The organism is Pseudomonas sp. TWR1-1-3 (genome assembly GCF_049896805.1).
In the GTDB taxonomy this organism is placed as follows: domain Bacteria; phylum Pseudomonadota; class Gammaproteobacteria; order Pseudomonadales; family Pseudomonadaceae; genus Aquipseudomonas; species Aquipseudomonas bubulae.
On sequence record NZ_JAFCUZ010000002.1, the window covers coordinates 1,033,052 to 1,054,651 of the forward strand.

22 protein-coding genes are annotated in these 21,600 nt (G+C 58.7%); 7 read left to right on the forward strand and 15 right to left on the reverse strand.

From position 1 onward, the window contains the following. Positions 1 to 15: 15 nt before the first annotated feature. The 4 genes from ACP7BE_RS12245 to ACP7BE_RS12260 all read right to left on the reverse strand — a co-directional run bounded on the left by ACP7BE_RS12245 (position 16) and on the right by ACP7BE_RS12260 (position 5,580). Positions 16 to 1,677 carry a hypothetical protein gene (locus ACP7BE_RS12245; protein WP_426105990.1) on the reverse strand — a complete coding sequence of 554 codons (1,662 nt, stop codon included), beginning with the start codon at positions 1,675 to 1,677 and terminating at the stop codon, positions 16 to 18. A gap of 5 nt (positions 1,678 to 1,682) precedes the next feature. Then, complete coding sequence (locus tag ACP7BE_RS12250) at positions 1,683 to 2,483, reverse strand: hypothetical protein (protein WP_426105992.1); 801 nt, start codon at positions 2,481 to 2,483, stop codon at positions 1,683 to 1,685. Beyond that, positions 2,483 to 3,952: a hypothetical protein gene (locus tag ACP7BE_RS12255; RefSeq protein WP_426105994.1), complete on the reverse strand. Its 1,470-nt coding sequence runs from the start codon at positions 3,950 to 3,952 to the stop codon at positions 2,483 to 2,485. The genes ACP7BE_RS12250 and ACP7BE_RS12255 overlap by 1 nt, the downstream gene beginning before the upstream one ends. A gap of 545 nt (positions 3,953 to 4,497) precedes the next feature. Further along, positions 4,498 to 5,580 (reverse strand): PDDEXK nuclease domain-containing protein, encoded by a 1,083-nt coding sequence (locus ACP7BE_RS12260; protein WP_095019060.1) that lies wholly within the window; start codon positions 5,578 to 5,580, stop codon positions 4,498 to 4,500. Between the two features lie 490 nt (positions 5,581 to 6,070). Here ACP7BE_RS12260 and ACP7BE_RS12265 point away from each other — a divergent pair, with 490 nt between their 5' ends. The 4 genes from ACP7BE_RS12265 to ACP7BE_RS12280 all read left to right on the forward strand — a co-directional run bounded on the left by ACP7BE_RS12265 (position 6,071) and on the right by ACP7BE_RS12280 (position 11,299). Continuing rightward, entirely contained in the window at positions 6,071 to 6,313 is a 243-nt protein-coding gene (locus ACP7BE_RS12265) for an exodeoxyribonuclease VII small subunit (RefSeq protein WP_019824297.1), read from the forward strand. After that, on the forward strand, positions 6,310 to 7,197 hold the full coding sequence (ispA, locus tag ACP7BE_RS12270; protein WP_095023465.1) for a (2E,6E)-farnesyl diphosphate synthase: 888 nt from the start codon (positions 6,310 to 6,312) through the stop codon (positions 7,195 to 7,197). Before ACP7BE_RS12265 ends, ispA begins: the two co-directional genes overlap by 4 nt. Positions 7,198 to 7,329: 132 nt before the next feature. Further along, on the forward strand, positions 7,330 to 9,228 hold the full coding sequence (dxs, locus tag ACP7BE_RS12275) for a 1-deoxy-D-xylulose-5-phosphate synthase (RefSeq protein ID WP_095023466.1): 1,899 nt from the start codon (positions 7,330 to 7,332) through the stop codon (positions 9,226 to 9,228). 187 nt (positions 9,229 to 9,415) lie between these two features. Continuing rightward, positions 9,416 to 11,299 (forward strand): TonB-dependent receptor domain-containing protein, encoded by a 1,884-nt coding sequence (locus tag ACP7BE_RS12280; protein WP_426105997.1) that lies wholly within the window; start codon positions 9,416 to 9,418, stop codon positions 11,297 to 11,299. Between the two features lie 88 nt (positions 11,300 to 11,387). On the opposite strand, the gene ACP7BE_RS12285 is transcribed toward ACP7BE_RS12280, so the two are convergent. The 10 genes from ACP7BE_RS12285 to nrdR form a co-directional block, all read right to left on the reverse strand. Beyond that, the gene (locus ACP7BE_RS12285) at positions 11,388 to 12,179 is read right to left on the reverse strand and encodes a cobalamin-binding protein (protein WP_426105999.1); all 792 of its coding nucleotides are present in this window, start codon (positions 12,177 to 12,179) and stop codon (positions 11,388 to 11,390) included. After that, the gene (locus ACP7BE_RS12290) at positions 12,179 to 12,598 is read right to left on the reverse strand and encodes an MFS transporter (protein WP_094999463.1); all 420 of its coding nucleotides are present in this window, start codon (positions 12,596 to 12,598) and stop codon (positions 12,179 to 12,181) included. The genes ACP7BE_RS12285 and ACP7BE_RS12290 overlap by 1 nt, the downstream gene beginning before the upstream one ends. Beyond that, complete coding sequence (ribA, locus tag ACP7BE_RS12295) at positions 12,595 to 13,212, reverse strand: GTP cyclohydrolase II (RefSeq protein ID WP_165446501.1); 618 nt, start codon at positions 13,210 to 13,212, stop codon at positions 12,595 to 12,597. Before ribA ends, ACP7BE_RS12290 begins: the two co-directional genes overlap by 4 nt. Positions 13,213 to 13,435: 223 nt before the next feature. Then, entirely contained in the window at positions 13,436 to 14,395 is a 960-nt protein-coding gene (gene thiL, locus ACP7BE_RS12300; protein ID WP_426106001.1) for a thiamine-phosphate kinase, read from the reverse strand. A gap of 15 nt (positions 14,396 to 14,410) precedes the next feature. Further along, the gene (gene nusB, locus ACP7BE_RS12305) at positions 14,411 to 14,911 is read right to left on the reverse strand and encodes a transcription antitermination factor NusB (RefSeq protein ID WP_095019065.1); all 501 of its coding nucleotides are present in this window, start codon (positions 14,909 to 14,911) and stop codon (positions 14,411 to 14,413) included. Then, entirely contained in the window at positions 14,908 to 15,384 is a 477-nt protein-coding gene (gene ribH, locus ACP7BE_RS12310) for a 6,7-dimethyl-8-ribityllumazine synthase (RefSeq protein ID WP_003444275.1), read from the reverse strand. The genes nusB and ribH overlap by 4 nt, the downstream gene beginning before the upstream one ends. A 90-nt stretch (positions 15,385 to 15,474) precedes the next feature. After that, positions 15,475 to 16,566, reverse strand: a complete 1,092-nt coding sequence (gene ribBA / locus ACP7BE_RS12315) for a bifunctional 3,4-dihydroxy-2-butanone-4-phosphate synthase/GTP cyclohydrolase II (protein ID WP_094999467.1) — start codon at positions 16,564 to 16,566, stop codon at positions 15,475 to 15,477. Between the two features lie 16 nt (positions 16,567 to 16,582). Beyond that, positions 16,583 to 17,245, reverse strand: coding sequence for a riboflavin synthase (locus ACP7BE_RS12320; RefSeq protein ID WP_086795767.1), 663 nt, complete (start codon positions 17,243 to 17,245; stop codon positions 16,583 to 16,585). A 46-nt stretch (positions 17,246 to 17,291) separates the two neighbouring features. Further along, positions 17,292 to 18,425, reverse strand: coding sequence for a bifunctional diaminohydroxyphosphoribosylaminopyrimidine deaminase/5-amino-6-(5-phosphoribosylamino)uracil reductase RibD (gene ribD / locus ACP7BE_RS12325; RefSeq protein WP_165446500.1), 1,134 nt, complete (start codon positions 18,423 to 18,425; stop codon positions 17,292 to 17,294). After that, on the reverse strand, positions 18,422 to 18,886 hold the full coding sequence (gene nrdR, locus ACP7BE_RS12330) for a transcriptional regulator NrdR (protein WP_029611200.1): 465 nt from the start codon (positions 18,884 to 18,886) through the stop codon (positions 18,422 to 18,424). Before nrdR ends, ribD begins: the two co-directional genes overlap by 4 nt. 139 nt (positions 18,887 to 19,025) lie before the next feature. Here nrdR and ACP7BE_RS12335 point away from each other — a divergent pair, with 139 nt between their 5' ends. From ACP7BE_RS12335 to trxA, 3 genes are read left to right on the forward strand one after another with little or no spacing between them, the layout of a single operon-like run. Next, complete coding sequence (locus ACP7BE_RS12335; protein WP_094999468.1) at positions 19,026 to 19,475, forward strand: hypothetical protein; 450 nt, start codon at positions 19,026 to 19,028, stop codon at positions 19,473 to 19,475. Beyond that, a complete protein-coding gene (locus ACP7BE_RS12340; RefSeq protein ID WP_426106006.1) occupies positions 19,472 to 20,161 on the forward strand; it encodes a class I SAM-dependent methyltransferase in 690 nt (229 codons plus the stop codon). Before ACP7BE_RS12335 ends, ACP7BE_RS12340 begins: the two co-directional genes overlap by 4 nt. 31 nt (positions 20,162 to 20,192) lie before the next feature. Continuing rightward, the gene (gene trxA, locus ACP7BE_RS12345) at positions 20,193 to 21,068 is read left to right on the forward strand and encodes a thioredoxin (RefSeq protein ID WP_094999470.1); all 876 of its coding nucleotides are present in this window, start codon (positions 20,193 to 20,195) and stop codon (positions 21,066 to 21,068) included. A 164-nt stretch (positions 21,069 to 21,232) separates the two neighbouring features. On the opposite strand, the gene ACP7BE_RS12350 is transcribed toward trxA, so the two are convergent. Continuing rightward, entirely contained in the window at positions 21,233 to 21,580 is a 348-nt protein-coding gene (locus tag ACP7BE_RS12350; RefSeq protein ID WP_094999471.1) for a hypothetical protein, read from the reverse strand. Positions 21,581 to 21,600 lie beyond the last annotated feature (20 nt).

Consider the following 21,600-nt stretch of genomic DNA (forward strand, 5'->3'; position numbering starts at 1 on the left):
GGAGGTCCTTGCAAGTCATACTTGGTTAACTACCGTGGGGAGATCGGCTGTGCCCTGCGCGCTTTTATCTAAAGCCAAGTGAAGCAAGCTAGAAGGATCCGCGTTCAATTCATTTCCTTTACCGACCGCCTCACCCAGAACAGCTAGGGTTTGCCCCGTGGTGCGCTCAAAAGCTTGGATACTGTCGGTAAGCCCAGCGAGATCTGTGCCGGACTTGATCAAGGTTTCGTGGACCGCCGAGATCGCTTGTGTAAGCCCTATTAGTGTTTCAGGCGTAAAGCCCTCACTGAATTGCGGCCTGTGTTGTAGTGCCTCCAAAATCTCTCGAATAGCTTCCTGCTGACCAGCCGACTGACGCGCTGCTTCGAGAATGGACTGACTGACGGGCCCTACTTGTTCCGCACTCTCGCGAAGGCAGACCATGTGCTCTAGAACAGCACCCATATTGTCTTCAACTTGCTGCGTACGACTCCCCAAAGCTTCGGATACTTTCCCGAGATTCTGCTCGACCGCATTCAACACCGTGATGGTCTGTGCGGTTGTGGCGGATAGCCCCTCCGACTGCGCCCGGTTGTTGGTCAGTTGTTGCTCTAGCGCCTGAGTCTGTCGCTCGACCGCATTGGAAACCCGCCCGAAGTCCTGCTGCGCCGAGCGCAGTGTATTGGAGATAACCGTGATCGAATCGATTTGGGTTTGGGCGCCCAAGAAAATCTGCTCCTGTGTCTGAGCGAGAGTTGTCACACGTGATAGTGCATCACCGATTTCATCAGAGCGAGCTCGAAGCTGCGATAGGGATGTCCGAATCCCCGTCACCGATTCCGCAACACTGGAAGACACGAGACCAACGCTCTGTGCGATCTCAGAGGTGTTGGCATGAAGCATTGAGAGTGGCTCGCTTAACCTAGACGAGAAAAAATCATCCGGGAATGTGGTAGTTAACAACCTGCTGTTGACGCCCTCGCTGAACAACTCCACCTTTTGCTCAAGGCTCTTGAGGTTGGTACCCAGAGCAAGTGAATAGCCGTCCACTGACTGAGCGAGCCTGTCACTCGACTTAGCGACCTTTTCCAACGCGGCCTCACAAGCCGCCTTGTTCTGCGCGGAAAGCTCTTCGAAAAAGCTCGTCATTTTCTGGGCATACGACGAGGTCAGGGTATCTACGCCCTCTGCCACGTTCTCAAGGGTTTTCTGGGTGCCCTCGTGCACGCGAGCCTCAAAGTTCTGCAGATGCTCGTAGGCAATCGTCAATTGTTCCCGCAAGCGGTTAGTGGCATCAACCACACTGTCTTCGGCCGAGGTCATTGCATCGTCCATATTTTGACGAAAGCCAACCAAGTACACCCGGACACTCAACCCCACGACAGTACTGACCATTGCTGCGCCGAAACGGGTAGCGATCAGAGACATATCAGTACCCATCCGAGAAATATCGAACAAGCTGATCAGGATAGAAGTGATAGTGAAAATAAAGCCGAGGTAATAGCAAGAGTCGGCAAATTTCTCATCCGAGACATCGTCCTGTGAGCGTCGAAATCCCAAGAGCACGTATACGAGCATGACGGCGATTGGTAGCGCGAAACCACAGATCCAAGGATCACTTAAGTAAAGGCCGAGCAGCGAAAAACCAATTTTCAAGACTACAGCAACGAGGAACAGCTTCTGCAATTTGAGTTTCATTGTACTTAGCCTTCCATGGGACGAACGGCAACCACTTTGGCGCCGGCGCGGGAGAAATAATCTTCCCAGAATTTCAAGTGGCGCCGAGTCTGGAGCAGAGGACTGTTCAAAACGTAATGCAACTCAACCGAGACGCCCGGAAGTTCGACCTGCATTTTTCGGCCGTATGGGGTACCTGAGAATGCTGCGTAGTCATAGGTGCCTTTGTACATCGAAAACTCAGGCGTGTTATGCAACATGTCAGAGACAATTATTAAGCGACGATTCTGCTCGATGCCATGTGCTCTAAAGCCATTGATGGACACTAGTTGGATCATTTCCAGCAGCGGCGAATGATCGGCCGGATGCTGAGCCTGAAGCTCATTGGAAACAGCCAAAAGAGGACTGCGGAAGCGTTCAGAGAATTGGCGTTTCAACCTTTTTACGTTCGAGGTCAATGCATTTTTATCGCTGCCGTCACCAGGGTTGCAGATTTCAATCAGGGGCTTCGCGGTGGTCTTGTAGTCCTCACCCAGTGCAAAGACCGAAACCAGTTCGCCGGGGGCTACTTCTTGTGTGATGATTTTTTCTAGCAATACCTGGAAGGCTTCGTTTTGGGTGAAATTCAATGGATCCGTCTTGTCTACCAACACCACTACATGGCCTAACGGCCCTTCGGCTGGGCAAAGCGTCTCTGCGTCCATGACGTGCGCATTGATTTTGAAATACGCGGCCGCGCCGCCAACAGCCAGTACCACCAACAGTAATCCTACACCGCCTAAGACAGCCCAATGCCCGCCGTCATTTCTTCTGCGTCTGCGAGCCATTATGCGACCTCCACGATTGGAGCTTTTGCCGTACCACCAAGTTGCTGCATGAGCGGGTTAAGACGGTCATATTCCCGGTTATAAGCTGCCTGGATAGCAGCACGGATGCTTTGTAAGCGCTCTTCAAGCTCGGCAACCAAACGCTCCTGAGCCTCGATGTAATTCCGGTCAGAAGCAATAGCGAAATCGGGAAGTGTCAAGGAGGTCAAAGTTGGCAGATAGGAGAAGGTTGAAGGAACCGGATGCCCCTGGCGTTCAGCCGCGTTTTCCTGCCTAAAAAGAGCTAGCAAAAAGCCCATGCAATGTTCCGCATTCGCCAACGCAGTGGTCAAGCGCGCTTGACCCTCAGTCTTTTTCTCAACTTGACTCAGCTGCCTAGTGATAATACTTCTGACGTGTTCTACGTCTCTTTTGAGCTCATTAAGAGCTTCATCCTTTAGACCTTCCAATTCGTCACGCAAGTCCAAAGCCAAACATTCATAAACCTTGATTGCTTTATCCAACCGCTTTTGATGAGCACCGTAGAACGGGTACGGATCGTTCAATTTCAAACCGTCGAACAGAGCAAAAATCGCGAATAACAAGCTAACGCCATAGAGCGCCCATGAGGTCATGTCTTGCAAATCAAAGGTAGATCGGATGAACGTTTGTAGCGCAAGTTGGCCAGGCGTATCAGCGTCGAGGACAAGCGCTTCCCGATAGTGGGAAATCATCAAGCCTATGCAACCCATAACGGTGAGGGAGATCAGTAGCACCGGGATCATGACAACCCTGATGAGGGCATTGCGGTACCAGGCAAAAGGTAAAATGAAACGCCCAACCATAGCCGAAAAGCACACATTCAGGGCCGCCGCGCCACCGGCTGAGATGAATCCACCTACTAGACCAAGGCTCGACCCTTCTGCAAAAAAGTACGCGTTCGCGACACCTTCAGCGGCAATCATGAATATCAAGAATGAGATGCAAAAAAAGTAACTTGCTCCTCGCGGAAAACGAGGTTCACGCGCCAATGCATGCTTTTGCTTAAAGTCATCCATCTCGGTTTTGGCGCTTTGGACGCTGTCCCACTTCACTCTCAGCGCAGATGCTTCGTCATCCAGAACCGTGCTGCATTTGCGTTGAAACTCTTGGTCTGCTTGCCGCGCCCGACTCACTGTGGGCGCGACATCAAGACGTGACATATTTTCGTTCAATACCAATATGCGATTGCTCGCCCAATCCACAAAGTCCAGGCGAGCTTTCTCGATACGGTGATAGACCTGAGATTCGATTGCCGACAAATTCTTTTCATCAGCGGCAGGGAGTTTCAAGGCACCTAAACGCGCAGCCTCTTCACGTATGCGGAGGTCCTTCGCCAGACCTTCATCGCTCAACTCATACAAATCCGGGTGTTTGAGGTGGGCCAGCGGTTTGGGCGAGGACTTCAGCCAGCTCAAGACCCTGAAGAGAACTCCTTGCTTTGCGTCCATATTAATTCTGCTCTCGATACTCGGTTCCATCACCACGCAGAACGGATCAGATCGGATGGCGATCATTCCGCTCGGGAGCTAATGCTGTTTTGGGGGGAAACGCATGCGCACGATCGACGCATGAGGGGATGAGACCCCGCGATAATGCCACATTGCCATATCGACTGAACAGCTAGCGGACTAATGGCGGTTGAGCCATGATCCTTTGGAAACGGGAGGGCTATATCCACCTGTGATTGAGTGCTATGCAGACAAGGTAGGCGCCAGACTACGGCAGCTGAAAAAGTAGGGATGTGGCGAAGCTAAAACGATGTATCGAGGGCAGGGCCTCCTCGATAGTTTTTCCGCCGCCAGCTCAATGCAAAAACGGGGAAATAACAAAGAGCAAAAACCCTCCAAAAAAGCCGGTCTTTTGCCGGAAAAAAACCAGGAAAAAATCGCAAAAAGTGGGGGAACAAATGGGGGAGCTGAAGATTTCATAAAAACGATAAGTTATTGATTTTCAAATACCTACATCAATAAAAAGCTAACCACAAGCCGGCTTTTTAATGCCTGAAATAATCCTCGTTCACTCGACACTCCTCGATAGCGACGCCATCACCCGCCAGTTCGCGTTCGATCTGTTCGATGCTGGGCAAACTGGTCTGCAACTCTGCTGGCAGTGACTCTACCAACTGGTACTCGGCCACGCCGATGGGCCGGGTGTTATCGCGCAAGGCGTACTCGGCCACCACCTTGTTCTTGCTGGAGCACAGCAACAGGCCGATGGTGGGGCTGTCCTGGGGATCCTTGACCTGCCCATCGACGGCGGCCAGATAAAAACCCAACTGCCCAAGGTGCTCCGGTTTGAATTTACCGGCCTTGAGTTCAACCACTACATAGCAGCGCAGCTTGAGGTGGTAGAACAGCAGATCGATGAAAAACTCGTCACCTCCCACATTCAAAAGCACTTGTTTGCCGACGAAGGCAAAACCTGCGCCCAGCTCCAGCAAAAAGTCGGTGACATGCCTGACCAAAGCAGTTTCTATCTCTCGTTCATGCGCATCAGCGCCAAGGCCAAGAAAGTCGAAACGGTAAGGATCTTTCAACGATTCACGGGCCAAATCGGACTGGGGTTTGGGCAAGAAGTTTTCAAAATTGCTCACGGCCTTGCCACTGCGCTCCAGTAAACGACCCTCGATCTGCATGACCAGCGTATTTCGCGACCAGTTGTGTTCGATGGCCTTGGCCGCATACCAGCGGCGGGTTTCTGGGCCGGGGAGTTTGTCCAGCAGCACCAGATTGTGCCCCCAAGGCAATTGTGCAACAGCCTGCTGCACAATTGCCGTATCAGGCCATGCCTGGGCAAAGGCACGCATATATTTGAGGTTGCGTGGCGAGAAACCTTTCATGTGCGGGAAGGCTGCGCGCAGATCCAGCGCCAGACGCTCAATCACTTTCGTGCCCCAACCTTGCTGTGTCTGGCGGGTCAAAATGTCGTGACCGATTTGCCAGTACAGCAGTACCAGCTCGCGGTTCACCGCCAACGTGGCGCGCTGCTGGGCGCCATGAATGCGGCCTTTAAGATCGCTCAACCAGTCACTGTAGCCCTCGGGCTGCGCACTCAAACCAACAGGAGTTTCACTCATGGCTTTTTCTCTCGTGACCACGCCAGCGTGCTCGAAACATCTGCAGTGCACAGATCCAATCGCTGGCAGGGCACACAACATAAGCCTTTAAATTCGGTCTTTTCGTACGACACTTCGCTTTCATTCTCGTGAAACTTCCGAGAAAAATCCCGTTCGCTTGCGCCTGCCAAACTCGGGAAATAGTCTCGGGCCATCGCTGCAAAATCAGCGGTCGGGTTTAGTCGCCCGATCTGTAATCCGGCGCAAGGCAACACTTCCGCAAGGTGCTTTTTACGGCCTGTGTTTTATGGTGGCCGTGCGCAGGGCGCCCTTGTGGCGCGCCGGGTTCCGGATGCACCGGTCGACTAACCTGCGTACGGCTGCCACCCACTCGTTTAGTAGCGACAAGTGAAAACCCCCTCACCTGGATACATGGGCGCCCTGTCGATTTGCCCCAAAACCCGCCGTCTGCTAGTGTCAGCCGGTTTTAACGCCTACCGAGAATGCCGCCATGGCCCGCAAAAAAGCTTCCCCGGATTTCGAACAGTCACTCGCTGACCTGCAAACACTGGTCGAGCGTCTGGAAAATGGCGAGCTGTCGCTGGAAGATTCCCTGACCGCCTTCGAACAAGGCATCCGCCTGACCCGTGATTGCCAGGGCGCACTGGCCCAGGCCGAGCAGAAAGTACAGATCCTGCTTGAGCGTGACGGTGAGCTGGCACAAGAGCCTTTTGATGCGGAACAGTCCGAATGATTGATGCTTACCAGATCAGCAGCCAGGCCCGTGTCAATGCGGCGCTTGAAAGCCTGTTTGTCGCTCCGGCTCCCGAGCTGGCCCGTCTTTATGAGGCCATGCGCTACAGCGTCATGAATGGCGGCAAACGGGTTCGCCCGCTGCTGGCCTATGCCGCCTGCGAAGCCCTCGGCAGTACACCTGAGCAAGCCAATGGCGCGGCCTGTGCCGTGGAATTGATCCACGCCTATTCGCTGGTGCACGACGACTTGCCCGCAATGGACGATGACGATCTGCGTCGCGGCCAGCCAACCACCCACAAAGCGTTCGACGAAGCCTGCGCCATTCTGGCGGGCGACGGCCTGCAAAGCCTGGCGTTCAGCGCTTTGCTCGACCCGCGCCTGAGCAACCTGAACGCCGACACCCGTTTGCGCATGGTCACGGCCCTGGCTTTTGCTGCAGGCCCGGCGGGCATGGTCGGCGGGCAAGCGATCGACCTCGGTTCAGTGGGGCTCAAGCTCGACCAGGCCGCGCTGGAATACATGCACCGGCACAAGACCGGCGCCCTGATCGAAGCCAGCGTGCAACTGGGCGCCCTGGCCAGCGGTCATGCAAACGAAGACAACCTGCACGCACTGAGCGTTTATGCACGGGCCATTGGCCTGGCGTTTCAGGTTCAGGACGACATTCTGGATGTTGAAAGCGATACCGCAACTCTGGGTAAACGCCAGGGGGCCGACATAGCACGGGACAAACCGACCTACCCCGCCCTGATGGGGCTGGAGCAGGCCAAAGGCTATGCGCTTGAGCTGCGCGACCAGGCGCTCAACGCCCTGCGACATTTTGATGCAGCCGCCGAACCGCTGCGTGAACTGGCACGTTATATCGTTGAGCGACGCCACTAAAGGGCGCTGCTCAGTAACGTTTTCTGACAGCTCTAATGCCAAGGTCTTACGAACGAATGCCAGACTGCGTGGGCAGCTTACGTTCCATAAGGTAAACTGCCGCCTCTTCTTATACCTATAACGATTCGCCTGATGCCAACGACGTTTCAAGAGATTCCCCGCAACCGTCCGACTACGCCCCTGCTTGACCGGGCAGGCACGCCTGCGGGCCTGCGCCGCCTGGCAGAAGCCGAGCTGGAAACCCTGGCCGATGAGTTGCGCCTGGAATTGCTCTATACCGTCGGCCAGACGGGCGGGCATTTCGGTGCCGGCCTGGGTGTCATTGAGCTGACCATCGCGTTGCACTACGTGTTCGACACCCCGGACGACCGGCTGGTGTGGGACGTGGGCCATCAGGCGTATCCGCATAAAATCCTCACGGGCCGTCGCGAGCAGATGGCAACGTTGCGTCAGAAAGACGGCATTGCCGCTTTCCCACGTCGTGCCGAGAGCGAGTACGACACCTTTGGTGTCGGCCACTCCAGCACCTCGATCAGCGCAGCGCTGGGCATGGCCATTGCCGCCCGCCTGCAAAAAAGCGAGCGCAAGGCGATTGCCGTGATCGGTGACGGCGCATTGACTGCGGGCATGGCGTTTGAGGCGTTGAACCACGCCCCCGAAGTCGACGCCAACATGCTGGTGATCCTCAACGACAACGACATGTCGATCTCGCGCAATGTTGGTGGTTTGTCCAACTACCTGGCCAAGATCCTGTCGAGCCGCACCTATGCAAGCATGCGCGAAGGCAGCAAAAAGGTGCTCTCGCGTCTGCCTGGCGCGTGGGAAATTGCGCGGCGCACAGAAGAATACGCCAAGGGCATGCTGGTACCCGGCACCCTGTTCGAAGAGTTGGGCTGGAACTATATCGGCCCGATCGATGGCCACGACCTGCCGACCTTGATCGCGACGCTGCGCAATATGCGCGACCTCAAAGGGCCGCAGTTTCTGCATATAGTCACCAAAAAAGGCAAGGGCTTCGCTCCGGCCGAAGCGGACCCGATCGGCTATCACGCCATCACCAAGCTCGAACCGCTCAATGCTCCGAAAGCTGCACCGAAGGCACCCAGCGGGCCCAAGTACTCCGCCGTGTTTGGCGAGTGGCTGTGCGACATGGCCGCTGCCGATGAGCGCCTGGTGGGCATCACCCCGGCCATGAAAGAAGGCTCGGATCTGATTGCGTTCAGCGAGCGGTATCCAAAGCGCTATTTCGACGTGGCGATTGCAGAGCAACATGCCGTGACCTTTGCTGCCGGCATGGCCTGCGAAGGCTCCAAGCCGGTAGTGGCAATTTACTCGACGTTCCTGCAGCGCGGTTACGACCAACTGGTGCATGACGTCGCGGTGCAGAATCTTGACGTGCTGTTCGCCATCGACCGTGCCGGCCTGGTGGGCGAAGACGGCCCGACCCACGCAGGCAGCTTCGATCTGTCGTTCCTGCGCTGCATCCCGGGCATGCTTATCATGACCCCGAGCGATGAGAACGAACTGCGCAAAATGCTCACCACCGGCCACCTGTACAACGGCCCGGCGGCAGTGCGTTACCCTCGCGGCACAGGCCCGAACGCAGTGATCGAAAAAAACCTCGAGCCGCTGGAAATCGGCAAGGGCGTGGTTCGTCGCCAGGGTTCGAAAGTCGCCATGCTGGTATTCGGCGTGCAACTGGCAGAAGCCCTGCAAGTGGCAGAAAAAATCGACGCCACCGTGGTCGACATGCGCTTCGTCAAGCCGATGGATGAAGAGCTGGTTCGCGAAATGGCTGCCAGCCATGAGCTGCTGGTGACCATCGAAGAGAACGCTGTCATGGGCGGCGCAGGCGCCGGCGTCAGCGAGTTCCTGGCCCGTGAAAACGTGCTCAAGTCTGTGCTGCACCTGGGCTTGCCGGATATTTACGTCGAACATGCCAAACCGAGCCAGATGCTGGCCGAATGCGGCCTGGATGCGGCAGGTATCGAAGCCTCGGTGCGTCAGCGCATGGAACTCCTGGGGCTCTGAGCCACTTGGTCTGCGCGATTTCGTAGCAGCTGCCGCAGGCTGCGTTCGATTGCGAAGCGATCGTAAATCCGCCCCCCTCGGTGATACTGATACACCGCGAGGCATGGTTTACGGTGGCTACGCCACCGAACGCAGCCTCGTTCCTACGGCAGCTGCTACGATCCGCCCAACACCCTGTTGAGACACCATGAAACGCCTTCGTCTTGCCCTGATCCTCGGTTTTATCCCCGCCTGCCCTTTGCTTGCAGAGCCGCTGGAGCGCGAAGATGCGCTCAAACTCCCGCAGACCCTGATCACCGGCAATCGCCAGGTCGAGGCTCGCTCGGACAGCACAAGCGCCAACAGCGTGTTCACCCGTGACGATATCGACCGCCTGCAACCCACCAGCCTGACCGACTTGCTCGGCCGGGTACCCGGTGTACAAGTGGCCCGCAGCGGTGGACGCGGCGGTTTGCCGGGGATTTACATTCGCGGCACCAAGTCGGCGCAAAGCCTGGTGCTGGTCGACGGCCAGCGCATGGCCAATGCCACTTCGGCCGACAGCAATCTGCAGTACCTCAATATCGATCAGATCGAGCGGGTTGAAGTGCTGCGCGGCTCGCGCTCGGTGATCTACGGCAGCGATGCGATTGGCGGTGTGATCCAGATTTTCACCCGACGCGGTGCCGATCAAGCCCCGCAGCTTCGCCTGCATAGTGCAGTGGGCAGTTATGGCAGCTCGCAAAACAGCCTGGGCATCTCCGGTGGCGACGGGCAAACGCGCTACAACCTCAGTGGCAGCCTGGAACAAACCGCCGGGATCAACCGCACCCACGAATCCTTCCCCAGCGACAGCGACCACGACGCCTATCGCAACAAGTCACTGAGCCTGAACCTGAGCCACTACCTGAACCAAGAGCTTGAAATTGGCCTGACGGCCATGAAAAACGTCGGCAAGACCGAACTCGACAATTCGTTCGGGCGCTGGGACCCGCAGACCCAGACTGTCAGTGGCCAACAGCTCTACAGCGATTTTGATATCAGCAGCGTCGGCAGTTTTATCGACGCGCAACTGAACGAACGCTGGAACTCGCGCCTGGAGCTGGGCCACAGCGAAAACCGTGAAAAAACCCGGGACAAACTCAGCGCCGAGATCTACAGCTTCAACACCTATCGCGACTCGCTGAACTGGCAGAACAACCTGACGCTGGACGATCAAAACAGCCTGATCCTCGGCGCCGACGCCTATCAAGACCGGGTACGCAGCAGCACCGTTTTCGAGGAAGACAGCCGCTGGAACCGCGCCGCGTTTGTTCAGCACCGCTTCCACGGCGAGTACTTCTCGACCGAGCTGGGCCTGCGTCACGACCAGAACCAGCAATTTGGCAGCCACAACACCTGGAGCGCCAGCCTGACGGTGCCGCTGAACGCCGACAACGACGTTATGCTGACTTACAGTGAAGGGTTTCGCGCACCGACGTTCAATGACTTGTACTACCCGCAGTTCGGCAATCCCGATCTCAAGCCGGAATACTCAAAAAGCTACGAGCTGCAATGGCGCAGTCAGCTAAGTGAGACCAGTCGCCTGGAAACCTCGCTGTATCGCACCGATATTCGCGACGCGATTGTGGCCGATGCCGACTTTATTCAGCAGAACATCGGCGCAGCACGGATCACCGGTTTCGAAAGCGCGTTGCAGCAAGAATGGTTCGGCTGGCAGAGCAGCCTGGGTATCGCGATTATTGACCCGCGCGATCGTGATACCGGCCATACCCTGAGCCGCCGCGCACGCCGTACCTTGAGCCTGGATCTGGATCGGCAATTTGACAAGGTAGGTGTCGGCGCCAGCTGGCAAGCGGTGAGCAGCAGCTTCAATGATGAACACAACAAGCAGCCCGTTGGCGGTTATGGCTTGCTGGGATTACGCGGCAACTGGCAGGCCAGCTCAGAAGTGCGGCTCGACCTGAAGGTCGATAACCTGCTGGACAAAAGCTTCACCCGCGCGCTGTACAGCTATGACGGCAACTACTATGGCTACCGCGAAGAACGGCGCTCGCTGCAGCTGGCAATTACCTGGACGCCGACGTTCTAAACCTGTGGGAGCGCGATAGCATCACCGCGACTTACCTGACACTGCGCATCACCTGCATCGCGAGCAAGCCCGCTCCCACAGATAATTTTTATCTCTGTAATTGCTCACACAATCTGGCCGTCGCTTCCAGCATCTGCCCGCTCGGACGCTCCAGGCCCTTGTCGGCCAATAGCAGCAAACGCCCATGCTTGACCGCATCGATCTGCGGCCAGGCTTTCCAGGCATCCAGCTGCGCCTGGGTGCCGGCGATAATCACCTCAGGATTACGCTGTAACACAGACTCTATACCAACCTGCGGCGCCGGCAGTTTTAGGTGGTCAAACACATTGCTTGCTCCGCACACTGCCAGCGCATCACTGATGATTTGCCCGCCGCCGATGGTGTACAGCGGCTGATCCCACACCTGATAAAACACCCGCACAGTCACGTCAGTCCGGTACTGTTCACGCAGTTGTGCCAGACGTTGGCGCAGTTGCGTTGCCAGCTCCCTTCCACGCTGCGGGCGACCCAGGGCGATGGCCAGGGCTTCAACCTGATCGGCCAGTTGATCGAGGCTTGCCGGTTCGGCGGTGAAGGTGGGGATATTCAGGTTACGCAATTGCTCGCGCTGGGCAACACCCACACTGCCTGGCCAAAGCAAAAGCAGGTCGGGTTGCAGGCTGAGCAGACGCTCCATGTCCAGTTGCCCGTAGCGGCCCACAGAAGGCACGTCGGCAAGCTCAGGTAACGGCTCCCCTGCTTCCAGACGCCCCACCAGCAAATCGGCGGCGCCGAGTTCGACAACCATTTCAGAAAGGGACGGTGACAGGCTCACCACGCGGCTGACAGCCTGGGCAGAAAAGCTGACAGTCAGCAACAGAGCTGCCAGCCAGACGCGCATCAGCCTACCTGGCGGGGGACGCGATAGAGGTAAAACAGCACCAGCGTTGACAGTACCAGCAGCAATAGCGGTACGCCTTCAAGCCCGACAAACACCGCCAGCGTAGCAATCCAGGTGGGCAGCCCCGCCGCCAGCAGGGACCGCTGACGTGCACGCGCCAGCTCATCCCAGGCTGCAGGTTCCTGTGGGGTGTCGAGGGCTTTCTGCAGATTGATCAGGCCATGTTTGTAAGGCCCGAACGTGCGCAGGGTGACGAACATCGAAGCCACGCCCGCAATAAATAACGGCATTGCCAACTCAGGCAGCAACGGCTCGGCGCTGCCGAAAAACCAGCAGACCAGCACCAGAGGCAGCAGGGTCAGCAGCAGCTGTTGCCACCAACTGAAACTCAGGCGCCGACGACGCTGGCCACGGGTCATGCCGGGTCAGCCTCGCTCTGATGCTGGTTACCCATCATGTGCCCTAGCTTGTTGGCTTTGGTCGCCAGGTACAGCTTGTTGTGCGGGTTGTGCCCGGTGTGCAGCGGCACACGCTCGGCCACGGTGATGCCCATGTCAGTCAGGGCTTTGACCTTGCGCGGATTGTTGGTCATCAGGCGCAGCGAATGCACGCCTACGTGCTCCAGCATCGGCAGGCAAATGGCGTAATCGCGCTGGTCGGCGGCAAAGCCGAGGCGCTCGTTGGCTTCAACGGTATCGGCGCCGCCATCTTGCAACTCGTAGGCACGGATTTTGTTGAGCAAGCCGATGCCACGGCCTTCCTGACGCAGGTACAGCAATACGCCACGACCTTCGCGGGCAATGGCCTGCAAGGCGGCTTCAAGCTGCGAGCCGCAGTCGCAGCGCTGGCTGAACAGGGCGTCACCGGTCAGGCATTCGGAATGCACACGCCCCAGAACCGGCGCACCGTCTGTAACGTCGCCCAAACTGAGCACAACGTGTTCACGACCCGTGGCCTTCTCAAGGAAGCCATGCATAGTGAACTCGGCAAAGGGGGTGGGTAATTTGCAAGCGGCAACGAAAACGACAGGCACCGTGTGCTCCTGATCAGTTTGAGTACTGGAAATTCGCAGAGGCGACATTGTAACAGGAGGTTCCTACAGACGCTTAGGCTGAATTACCGAGGATAAATATCTAAAAGTTTGATGACTTACGCTACACAGGCCCCGTGGGAGCGGGCTTGCTCGCGAAACAGGCGATGCGGTGTATCAGGCTGAACGTGGCGCTGCCATCGCGAGCAAGCCCGCTCCCACAGGGTCACGCACGAAAATGCTGATAGCCGTGCACTGCCGGGGTAATGTCCCGGCCTTCGTCATCCAGCAGCGTGACGCCCTGCCCTTCAACCACGCGACCAATCACATGGATAGGCCAGCCATCGGCCAGCAGGGTCGGCACCTCAACCTCAGGCAAGGTAAACGCCAGTACATAGTCATCACCGCCGCTCAACGCTGCCTGTTGCGCTCCCGCCTCGCCCAGGAACTCTTCCAGCGCCAGCGCGACCGGCACCCGGTCGAGTTCAATCGCCAGCCCCACCTTCGACGCCGCCGCGATATGCCCGCAATCGGCCAGCAGGCCATCGGAGATATCCAGCGCTGAAGTGGCTTTACCGCGCAGGGCCTGGCCCAGCGCCAGTTGCGGTTGCGGCGACCAGTAATGGGCCAGCAACGGCTCGCCGATCATCGATGCCGCGGTGCGCAGCCCCAGCACCAGCGGCAACGCCCCGGCCGCATTGCCCAGCTCGCCGCCCACACACAGCAGATCACCGGCGCGCGCTCCGCTGCGGGTCAGGGCACGGCCCGTGGGTACTCGCCCAAACACAGTCAGGGTCAAGCACAACGGCCCGCGCGTGGTGTCACCACCGATCAGGCGCAGACCACAGGTCTGGGCCATCAGGTTCAAACCGCGGGCATAGGCCTGCAGCCAGTCGGCGTCAAACGTCGGCAGGGTCAGGGCAAGGGTAAAGGCGATGGGAGTTGCGCCCATGGCCGCCAGGTCGCTGGCCGCCACCGCCAGCGAACGCTGACCGAGCAGGAAAGGGTCGCAGGGATCTGCGAAGTGCACCCCGGCTACCAGGGTGTCGGTGGAAATCGCCAGCTGTTCCCCGAAGGGAACATCCAGCAGGGCGCAGTCGTCGCCAATACCCAGGGCAACACCCTCGCCGCCCTGCGCACAGGGCGCGGCAGCGAAGAAATTGCGGATCAGCTCAAACTCGCCCATGGCCGACAGCGCAGTTTAGCGCTTGTAAGCCTTTACTTCAGCTTCACGCAGGCGTGGCGCCAGTTTGTCGAGCACACCGTTGACGAACTTGTGGCCGTCGGTGGAGCCGAACACTTTCGCCAGCTCGATGCCTTCGTTGATCACAACGCGGTAAGGCACGTCGACACGCTTGATCAGCTCCCAGGTGGACAGGCGCAGAACAGACAGCTCAACCGGATCGAGTTCTTCGATGGTGATGTCCAGGCACGGAACCAGGGCAGCATCGATCTCGCCTTTGTGCGCAGGCACGCCGTGCAGGATTTCACGGAAGTAGGCAGCATCAACGTCGGAGAAGTCGTTATCGACGCGGAATTGCGCTTCGATTTCGTTCAGCGACTGCTTGGCCATGTGCCATTGGTACAGGGCCTGAGTTGCGAGTTGACGCGCTTCACGGCGCTTGGCGCTCTTGGAAGGCTTGCCAGCGTCCGCAGGTTTCGGGTCGCGCGGGTTGAAACGATCGCTTTCGTCGGAAATCACTTGGCCTCCAACTGTGCCAACAGGCTAACCATTTCAAGGGCGGACAAGGCAGCTTCTGCGCCTTTGTTGCCAGCTTTGGTGCCCGAGCGCTCGATGGCTTGTTCAATCGAGTCAACGGTCAGCACGCCGAAGGCAACCGGTACGCCGAACTGCATGGACACTTGGGACAAGCCCTTGGTGCACTCGCCAGCAACGTATTCGAAATGCGGAGTACCGCCACGAATCACGGCGCCCAGGGCGATGATGGCGGCGAATTCGTTGCGCTGGGCAACTTTTTGCGCGACCAGCGGGATTTCAAACGCGCCAGGTGCGCGGATGATGGTGATGTCGCTTTCGTTCACACCGTGGCGAACCAGGGCATCAACGGCACCACTCACCAGGCTTTCGACGACGAAGCTGTTGAAACGGCCAACTACGAGTGCGTAGCGACCTTTGGGGGCGATGAAGGTACCTTCGATGGTCTTCAGGGTCATTCGGTATGTCTCGTATTAAAGAGCCAGAGCGCATTTGCATGCGCTCTTTAGGATATTGGGCCACGAATTCGGACTGGACACGACCGGTCTTTATTCGGAGGGCACGTATTCTACAACTTCCAGATCGAAACCGGATATGGCATTGAACTTCATTGGTGAACTCATCAGGCGCATTTTGCGTACACCGAGGTCACGCAGGATCTGCGAACCGGCACCGACGATGCTGTAGGTGGTCGGTTTTTTCACCGGCGCGTGGTCTGCCGTTTCGCGGATATTGGCCAGCAATACATCGCCATCCAGGGGGTGACCGAGCAACAGCACCACACCGCTGCCGGCCTCAGCCACCGCGCTCATGGCGGCGCGCAGGCTCCAGCGGCCGGGCTGCTTGACCATCAGCAGGTCGCGCAGCGGGTCCATGTTATGCACGCGCACCAGGGTCGGTTCTTCGGCGCAGATCTTGCCCAGGGTCAGTGCCATATGCACATCGCCTTCGACTGAATCACGATAGGTCACCAAATTGAATTGGCCCAGTTCGCTGTCCAGTGGCTGCTCGGCAATCCGCTGAACGGTACGTTCGTGAATCATGCGGTAGTGGATCAGGTCGGCAATGGTGCCGATCTTGATGCCGTGCTCGGCCGCGAAAGCTTCCAGTTCAGGGCGACGGGCCATGGTGCCATCGTCGTTCATCACTTCGCAGATCACGCCGCTTGGCTCGAACCCGGCCATGCGCGCCAGATCACAGGCGGCTTCAGTGTGGCCGGCGCGGGCCAGGGTGCCACCGGCTTGAGCCATCAACGGGAAGATATGGCCCGGGCTGACGATGTCTTCGGCTTTGGCGTCCTTGGCGGCCGCCGCTTGCACGGTGCGCGCGCGGTCAGCGGCAGAGATGCCGGTAGTGACGCCGGTGGCCGCTTCGATCGAGACCGTGAACTTGGTGCCAAAACCGGAACCGTTGCGCGGTGCCATCAACGGCAGCTTGAGCAGTTCGCAACGCTCGCGGCTCATCGGCATGCAGATCAGGCCACGGGCAAAGCGCGCCATAAAGTTGATGTGCTCGGCCTGACAACACTCGGCGGCCATGATCAGGTCGCCTTCGTTCTCGCGGTCTTCGTCATCCATAAGGATGACCATCTTGCCTTGGCGGATATCTTCAACCAGTTCTTCGATGCTGTTGAGCGCCACGCGGCACCCCCTTACGTCAGGATTTGAGAAAGCCGTTGGCGGCCAGAAAACTTTCGCTGATGCCACCCGAGGTCGGCTCGGCAGCTTTGTCACCCAGCAGCAAACGCTCAAGGTAGCGCGCCAGCAAATCGACCTCGAGGTTGACCCGGCGACCCGGACGGTAGTCACCCATGATGGTTTCGCTCAGGGTGTGCGGAATGATGGTCAGCGAGAACTCGGCGCCATTGACCGCGTTCACCGTCAGGCTGGTGCCGTCGACCGTGATCGAGCCTTTATGGGCAATGTACTTGGCCAGTTCTTTGGGTGCACGGATGCGGAACTCGATGGCACGGGCGTTCTCCTCACGGGAGATCACCTCGCCCACGCCATCAACGTGGCCGCTGACCAGATGACCGCCCAGGCGCGTGGTCGGGGTCAGGGCCTTTTCCAGGTTGACCCGGCTGCCGCTTTTCAAGTCGTTGAACGCGGTGCAATCGAGGGTCTCGCGGCTGACGTCAGCGGCAAAGCCGTTGCCCGACAGCTCAACGGCGGTCAGGCACACGCCATTGATGGCGATACTGTCGCCGAGTTTGACGTCGCTCAGGTCGAGCTTGCCGGTGTCGATGGAAACTCGCACATCACCGCCCTTGGGGGTCAATGCACGGATGCTGCCGATGGATTCAATGATGCCGGTAAACATGGCGTTCCCCTTGAGAACAAAGCCTGCGTAACACGAAGGCTGAGAATTATACGCTCGCTGACGGCACAGGTATGGCAGTGACTCGCCAGTCATCGCCTACCGCGCGCATGTCGGTAATTTTGAGCAATGGCGCTTCGCTCATATGGGTCAGCGGCAGCTCCAGTAATGGCCGCGCCGTAGAGCCCAAAAACTTGGCCGCGACAAATATCTGGTATTCATCCACCAACCCCTGCTCGGCAAAAGCCCCCGCCAGACGCGGCCCGGCCTCCACCAGCACTTCGTTGACGCCGCGGGCGGCCAGCGCCTGCAACAACTTGCGCAGGTCGACCTGGCCATTGGCGCCGTGGATCACCAGGCACTCGGGCCCGGTACGGTATTGCTCGGCAGGCGGCACGCAGGTGGCAACCAGCGCTGGCCCGGCCTTGAAGAACGGTGCATCCAGCGGCACCCGCAAACGCCCGTCGATCAACACCCGCAACGGCGGACGACTGAGCGCCAGCGCGGTCAGCTCGGGGCTCAGGCCCAGTTCAGGGCCGCGCACGGTCAGGCGGGCGCCATCGGCCAGCACGGTATCCGCACCCGTCAGCACCACACTGGCCTGGGCCCGCAAGCGCTGCACCGCCGAGCGCGCTTCTGGCCCGGTGATCCACTGGCTTTCGCCGTTGGCCATCGCGGTGCGGCCATCAAGGCTCATGGCCATTTTGACCCGTACAAACGGCAGGCCGTGTTCCATGCGCTTGAGAAAACCAGGGTTCAACGCCCGGGCATCGGCTTCCAGCACACCACTGCGCACTTCAATACCGGCATCGGCCAAACGCTTGAGGCCACGCCCGGCAACTTCCGGGTTGGGGTCCTGCATGGCTGCAACCACACGCGCCACACCTGCGCTAATCAGCCCTTCGGCGCACGGTGGGGTGTGCCCATGATGGCTGCACGGCTCAAGGGTGACATAGGCCGTGGCGCCCCGCGCCAGCTCACCGGCCGCGCGCAAGGCGTGGACTTCGGCATGGGGCTCGCCGGTGCGCACATGCCAGCCTTCGCCGACGATCTGCCCGTCACGTACGATGACGCAACCGACACGGGGGTTGGGGTGGGTGGTGTACAGCCCGTTGCGCGCCAGCTCGATGGCCCGCGCCATGTAATGGGTGTCTAAAATCGATTGTTCTGTGGACTGGATCATTCTTTGGAAGGCTCACGGGCAAGACGGTCGATCTCTTCGCGGAACTCGTTCAAGTCCTGGAAACGTCGATAGACCGAGGCAAAGCGGATATAGGCCACTTCGTCGAGCTTTTGCAGCTCGCCCATGACCAGTTCACCAACAACCAGCGATTTGACTTCGCGTTCGCCAGTGGCGCGCAGCTTGTGCTTGATCCGGGCCAGCGCGGCTTCAAGACGCTCGACACTCACCGGACGCTTTTCCAGCGCACGCTGCATGCCGGCGCGCAGCTTTTCTTCATCGAACGGCTGGCGGCTGCCGTCCTGCTTGATAAGGCGGGGTAATACCAACTCAGCTGTTTCAAAGGTGGTGAAACGTTCACCACAGGCCAGGCATTCACGCCGGCGGCGCACCTGATCGCCCTCGGCAACCAGACGCGAGTCGATGACTTTAGTGTCGTTGGCACCGCAGAAGGGACAGTGCATGGTGGCAGCCAACAAAAATGGGGAGCGCCATGTTAGCGCATCCCACTGGCAAGACAAGCCATAGGCTTTACGGTATACAGACGGGCTACTATCTTTTACACAATCTGATACACCGACTGACCTGCCGCTGGAGCCGTGTATGCCGCTACGAACGCTTGTTTTGCTGTGCCTTGCCAGTTTGCTGGTCGCTTGTAGCAGTGAGCCGCCAAAATCGGCACAGCCCCAAGTGCTGACGCAGCCAAAAACCGATGCCCCGGCTGACCTTGGCCCGCTGCCGTCATATCAGCGCGAGTTGAGCGGAGTGCTGACCGGTGTGCCGGCAGGCGCCGAGGTCGAGCTGGCCATGCTGATCGTTGACGATCGTGGCCGCCCCCAAGGCTTGATGGCCAGCAGCAAGATCCTCGGCAACAGCCAGGCGCTGCCCTTCAAGCTGCGCTTCAACCCGCAAGCCTTCCCGACCGGCATGCGGGTCGAGCTGCGCGGCCGCGCCAGCCAGTCCGGGCAATTGATCCTGCATCTGCCTTCGCGGATCATCAACCAGCCCACCACGCAGGCGCTGGGTACCCTGGCCTTCGTCAAAGCACCATGAATATACCGTTTGGCCTGCAGCAGTCGTTGAGCGAGTTGCTGGGTGATGCGCGGCTGGTGGCGACCGACTTGCCCGGCACCGCGCTCAAACTCTGGTTGATCGATGCCCACAATATGGATCGCGCCTTCACCCCCGACGAAACCCGGCGCATTCTCTACGAACCTCCCTACTGGGCCTTTTGCTGGGCCAGCGGGCTGGCGCTCGCACGCTTTCTGGCCGAGCAACCGCAGTGGGTCAAGGGCAAGCGCGTTCTGGATTTTGGTGCCGGTTCGGGCGTTGCAGCGATTGCAGCAGCCAGGGCCGGGGCGCTGGAAGTGGTGGCCTGTGACCTTGACCCGCTGGCACTGGCGGCCTGCAGGGCCAATGCCCAGCTCAACGATGTCGCGCTGGGCTACTCCAGCGACTTTTTTGCCGAGGCGGACCGGTTCGATCTGATCCTGGTGGCTGATGTGCTCTACGACCGCGAAAACCTGCCGCTGCTGGATCAGTTCCCTACCCGCGGCCAGCAGACCCTGGTAGCCGATTCCCGCGTACGCGACTTCAAGCACCCGCTTTATCGGCAACTGGCCATGCTCAAGGCCCTGACCCTGCCCGACCTGGCCGAGCCCCACGAATTTCGCAACGTCAGCCTGTATCACGCACAACGCGAGCCTGTGCCTTTCAGCCACTGCGCCCAGCCTTTATAGTTGCTCTTATTTACCTGCTTCGAGACACGAAATGAATCAGCCTACGCCTTCTTACAGCTTCGACGTGACCTCCACTGACTTCGACAGGCTGGTGGTCCAGGCCTCATTCGACCAACCCGTACTGGTGGATTTCTGGGCCGAGTGGTGCGCTCCCTGCAAGGTGATGCTGCCGATCCTGGAGCAAATTGCCGAGGACTATCAGGGCGAACTGCTGCTGGCCAAGGTCAACTGTGATGTCGAGCAGGATATTGTTGGCCGCATTGGCATTCAGACCTTGCCCACCGTGGTGCTGTTCAAGGACGGCAAGGTGGTCGACGGTTTCCAGGAAGCCCAGCCGGAATCAGCGATCCGTGCCATGCTCGCGCCCCATGTGGTGATGCCCGAAGCTGCGGTTGAAGACCCGCTGGTTCAAGCCCAGGCGCTGTTTGCCGAAAGCCGTTTTGCCGATGCTGAAGCTTTGCTCAAAAGCATCCTGACTGAAGACAACAGCAACGCCAAAGCGCTGATCCTGTATGGCCGCTGCCTGGCTGAACGTGGCGAGCTGACTGAAGCACAAGCGGTGCTGGATGCGGTCAAGAGCGACGAGCACAAGGCCGAGCTGGCGGGCGCCAAGGCGCAACTGACGTTCTTGCGCCAGGCGGCGGACTTGCCGGATGTGGCTGACCTGAAGACCCGCGTGGCACAAAACCCGCAGGACGACGAAGCGGCGTATCAACTGGCAATCCAGCAACTGGCACGCCAGCAATATGAAGGCGCACTGGACGGGCTACTGAAACTGTTCACCCGCAACCGCAGCTACAACGAAGGCATCACCCACAAGACCCTGCTGCAGGTGTTCGACCTGCTGGGCAATGATCACCCGCTGGTCACCACCTACCGCCGCAAGCTGTTTGCTGCGCTGTACTAAACCCCGATACATATCTGTAGATACTCTGTTGCAGGTCAAGCCCTATTGTGGGAGCGAGCCTGCTCGCGAACGACCTTCGCGAGCAGGCTCGCTCCCACAGTTGCAGTGTTCCTGTAGCTGCCAAACGCAGCCTCGTCCCTCGGCAGCTGCTACGGGAGTTTTTGTTACGCCACGTCAACCCAGCTGTAAATCGGCGAATCAGCACCGCTAACCACTTTCACCTCGGCACAATGGCGCAGGCGCACCAACAAGCGTTTGCCTGCGCCCGTGCTACCGGTCAGCGCTTCAAGCTGCCCCAGCAATTCAGGCCCGCTGATCTGTCCAGCCTTGCGCAGCAAATCCTTGGTGGCTTCCCACACGGCATCATCCTGATTCGCAGGTTTTGCGGGCGGCTGGCTGATCGGTGCCTCACTGACGTGCAGTTGCGCGCCCAGCTTTATCCAGTCGCTCTCATCCAGCTCCACGGTCAAATCCACCGGCCAGTCGCCTATCGTTCCGCGAATGCGCACCATCGTCGTGCTCCTCAATTTTC

Excerpts from the sequence above, each read along its gene's own strand:
- ribH (WP_003444275.1), bottom strand. The coding sequence starts at position 15,384 with ATGACCCTGAAGACCATCGAAGGTACCTTCATCGCCCCCAAAGGTCGC.
- ACP7BE_RS12350 (WP_094999471.1), bottom strand. The coding sequence starts at position 21,580 with ATGGTGCGCATTCGCGGAACGATAGGCGACTGGCCGGTGGATTTGACC.
- ribD (WP_165446500.1), bottom strand. The coding sequence starts at position 18,425 with ATGATCCAGTCCACAGAACAATCGATTTTAGACACCCATTACATGGCG.
- ACP7BE_RS12250 (WP_426105992.1), bottom strand. The coding sequence starts at position 2,483 with ATGGCTCGCAGACGCAGAAGAAATGACGGCGGGCATTGGGCTGTCTTA.
- ACP7BE_RS12255 (WP_426105994.1), bottom strand. The coding sequence starts at position 3,952 with ATGGACGCAAAGCAAGGAGTTCTCTTCAGGGTCTTGAGCTGGCTGAAG.
- thiL (WP_426106001.1), bottom strand. The coding sequence starts at position 14,395 with ATGGGCGAGTTTGAGCTGATCCGCAATTTCTTCGCTGCCGCGCCCTGT.
- ACP7BE_RS12290 (WP_094999463.1), bottom strand. The coding sequence starts at position 12,598 with ATGACCCGTGGCCAGCGTCGTCGGCGCCTGAGTTTCAGTTGGTGGCAA.
- ACP7BE_RS12245 (WP_426105990.1), bottom strand. The coding sequence starts at position 1,677 with ATGAAACTCAAATTGCAGAAGCTGTTCCTCGTTGCTGTAGTCTTGAAA.
- ACP7BE_RS12340 (WP_426106006.1), top strand. The coding sequence starts at position 19,472 with ATGAATATACCGTTTGGCCTGCAGCAGTCGTTGAGCGAGTTGCTGGGT.
- ACP7BE_RS12335 (WP_094999468.1), top strand. The coding sequence starts at position 19,026 with ATGCCGCTACGAACGCTTGTTTTGCTGTGCCTTGCCAGTTTGCTGGTC.
- ACP7BE_RS12285 (WP_426105999.1), bottom strand. The coding sequence starts at position 12,179 with ATGCGCGTCTGGCTGGCAGCTCTGTTGCTGACTGTCAGCTTTTCTGCC.
- ACP7BE_RS12265 (WP_019824297.1), top strand. The coding sequence starts at position 6,071 with ATGGCCCGCAAAAAAGCTTCCCCGGATTTCGAACAGTCACTCGCTGAC.
- dxs (WP_095023466.1), top strand. The coding sequence starts at position 7,330 with ATGCCAACGACGTTTCAAGAGATTCCCCGCAACCGTCCGACTACGCCC.
- trxA (WP_094999470.1), top strand. The coding sequence starts at position 20,193 with ATGAATCAGCCTACGCCTTCTTACAGCTTCGACGTGACCTCCACTGAC.
- ACP7BE_RS12320 (WP_086795767.1), bottom strand. The coding sequence starts at position 17,245 with ATGTTTACCGGCATCATTGAATCCATCGGCAGCATCCGTGCATTGACC.
- ACP7BE_RS12280 (WP_426105997.1), top strand. The coding sequence starts at position 9,416 with ATGAAACGCCTTCGTCTTGCCCTGATCCTCGGTTTTATCCCCGCCTGC.
- ACP7BE_RS12260 (WP_095019060.1), bottom strand. The coding sequence starts at position 5,580 with ATGAGTGAAACTCCTGTTGGTTTGAGTGCGCAGCCCGAGGGCTACAGT.
- ispA (WP_095023465.1), top strand. The coding sequence starts at position 6,310 with ATGATTGATGCTTACCAGATCAGCAGCCAGGCCCGTGTCAATGCGGCG.
- nrdR (WP_029611200.1), bottom strand. The coding sequence starts at position 18,886 with ATGCACTGTCCCTTCTGCGGTGCCAACGACACTAAAGTCATCGACTCG.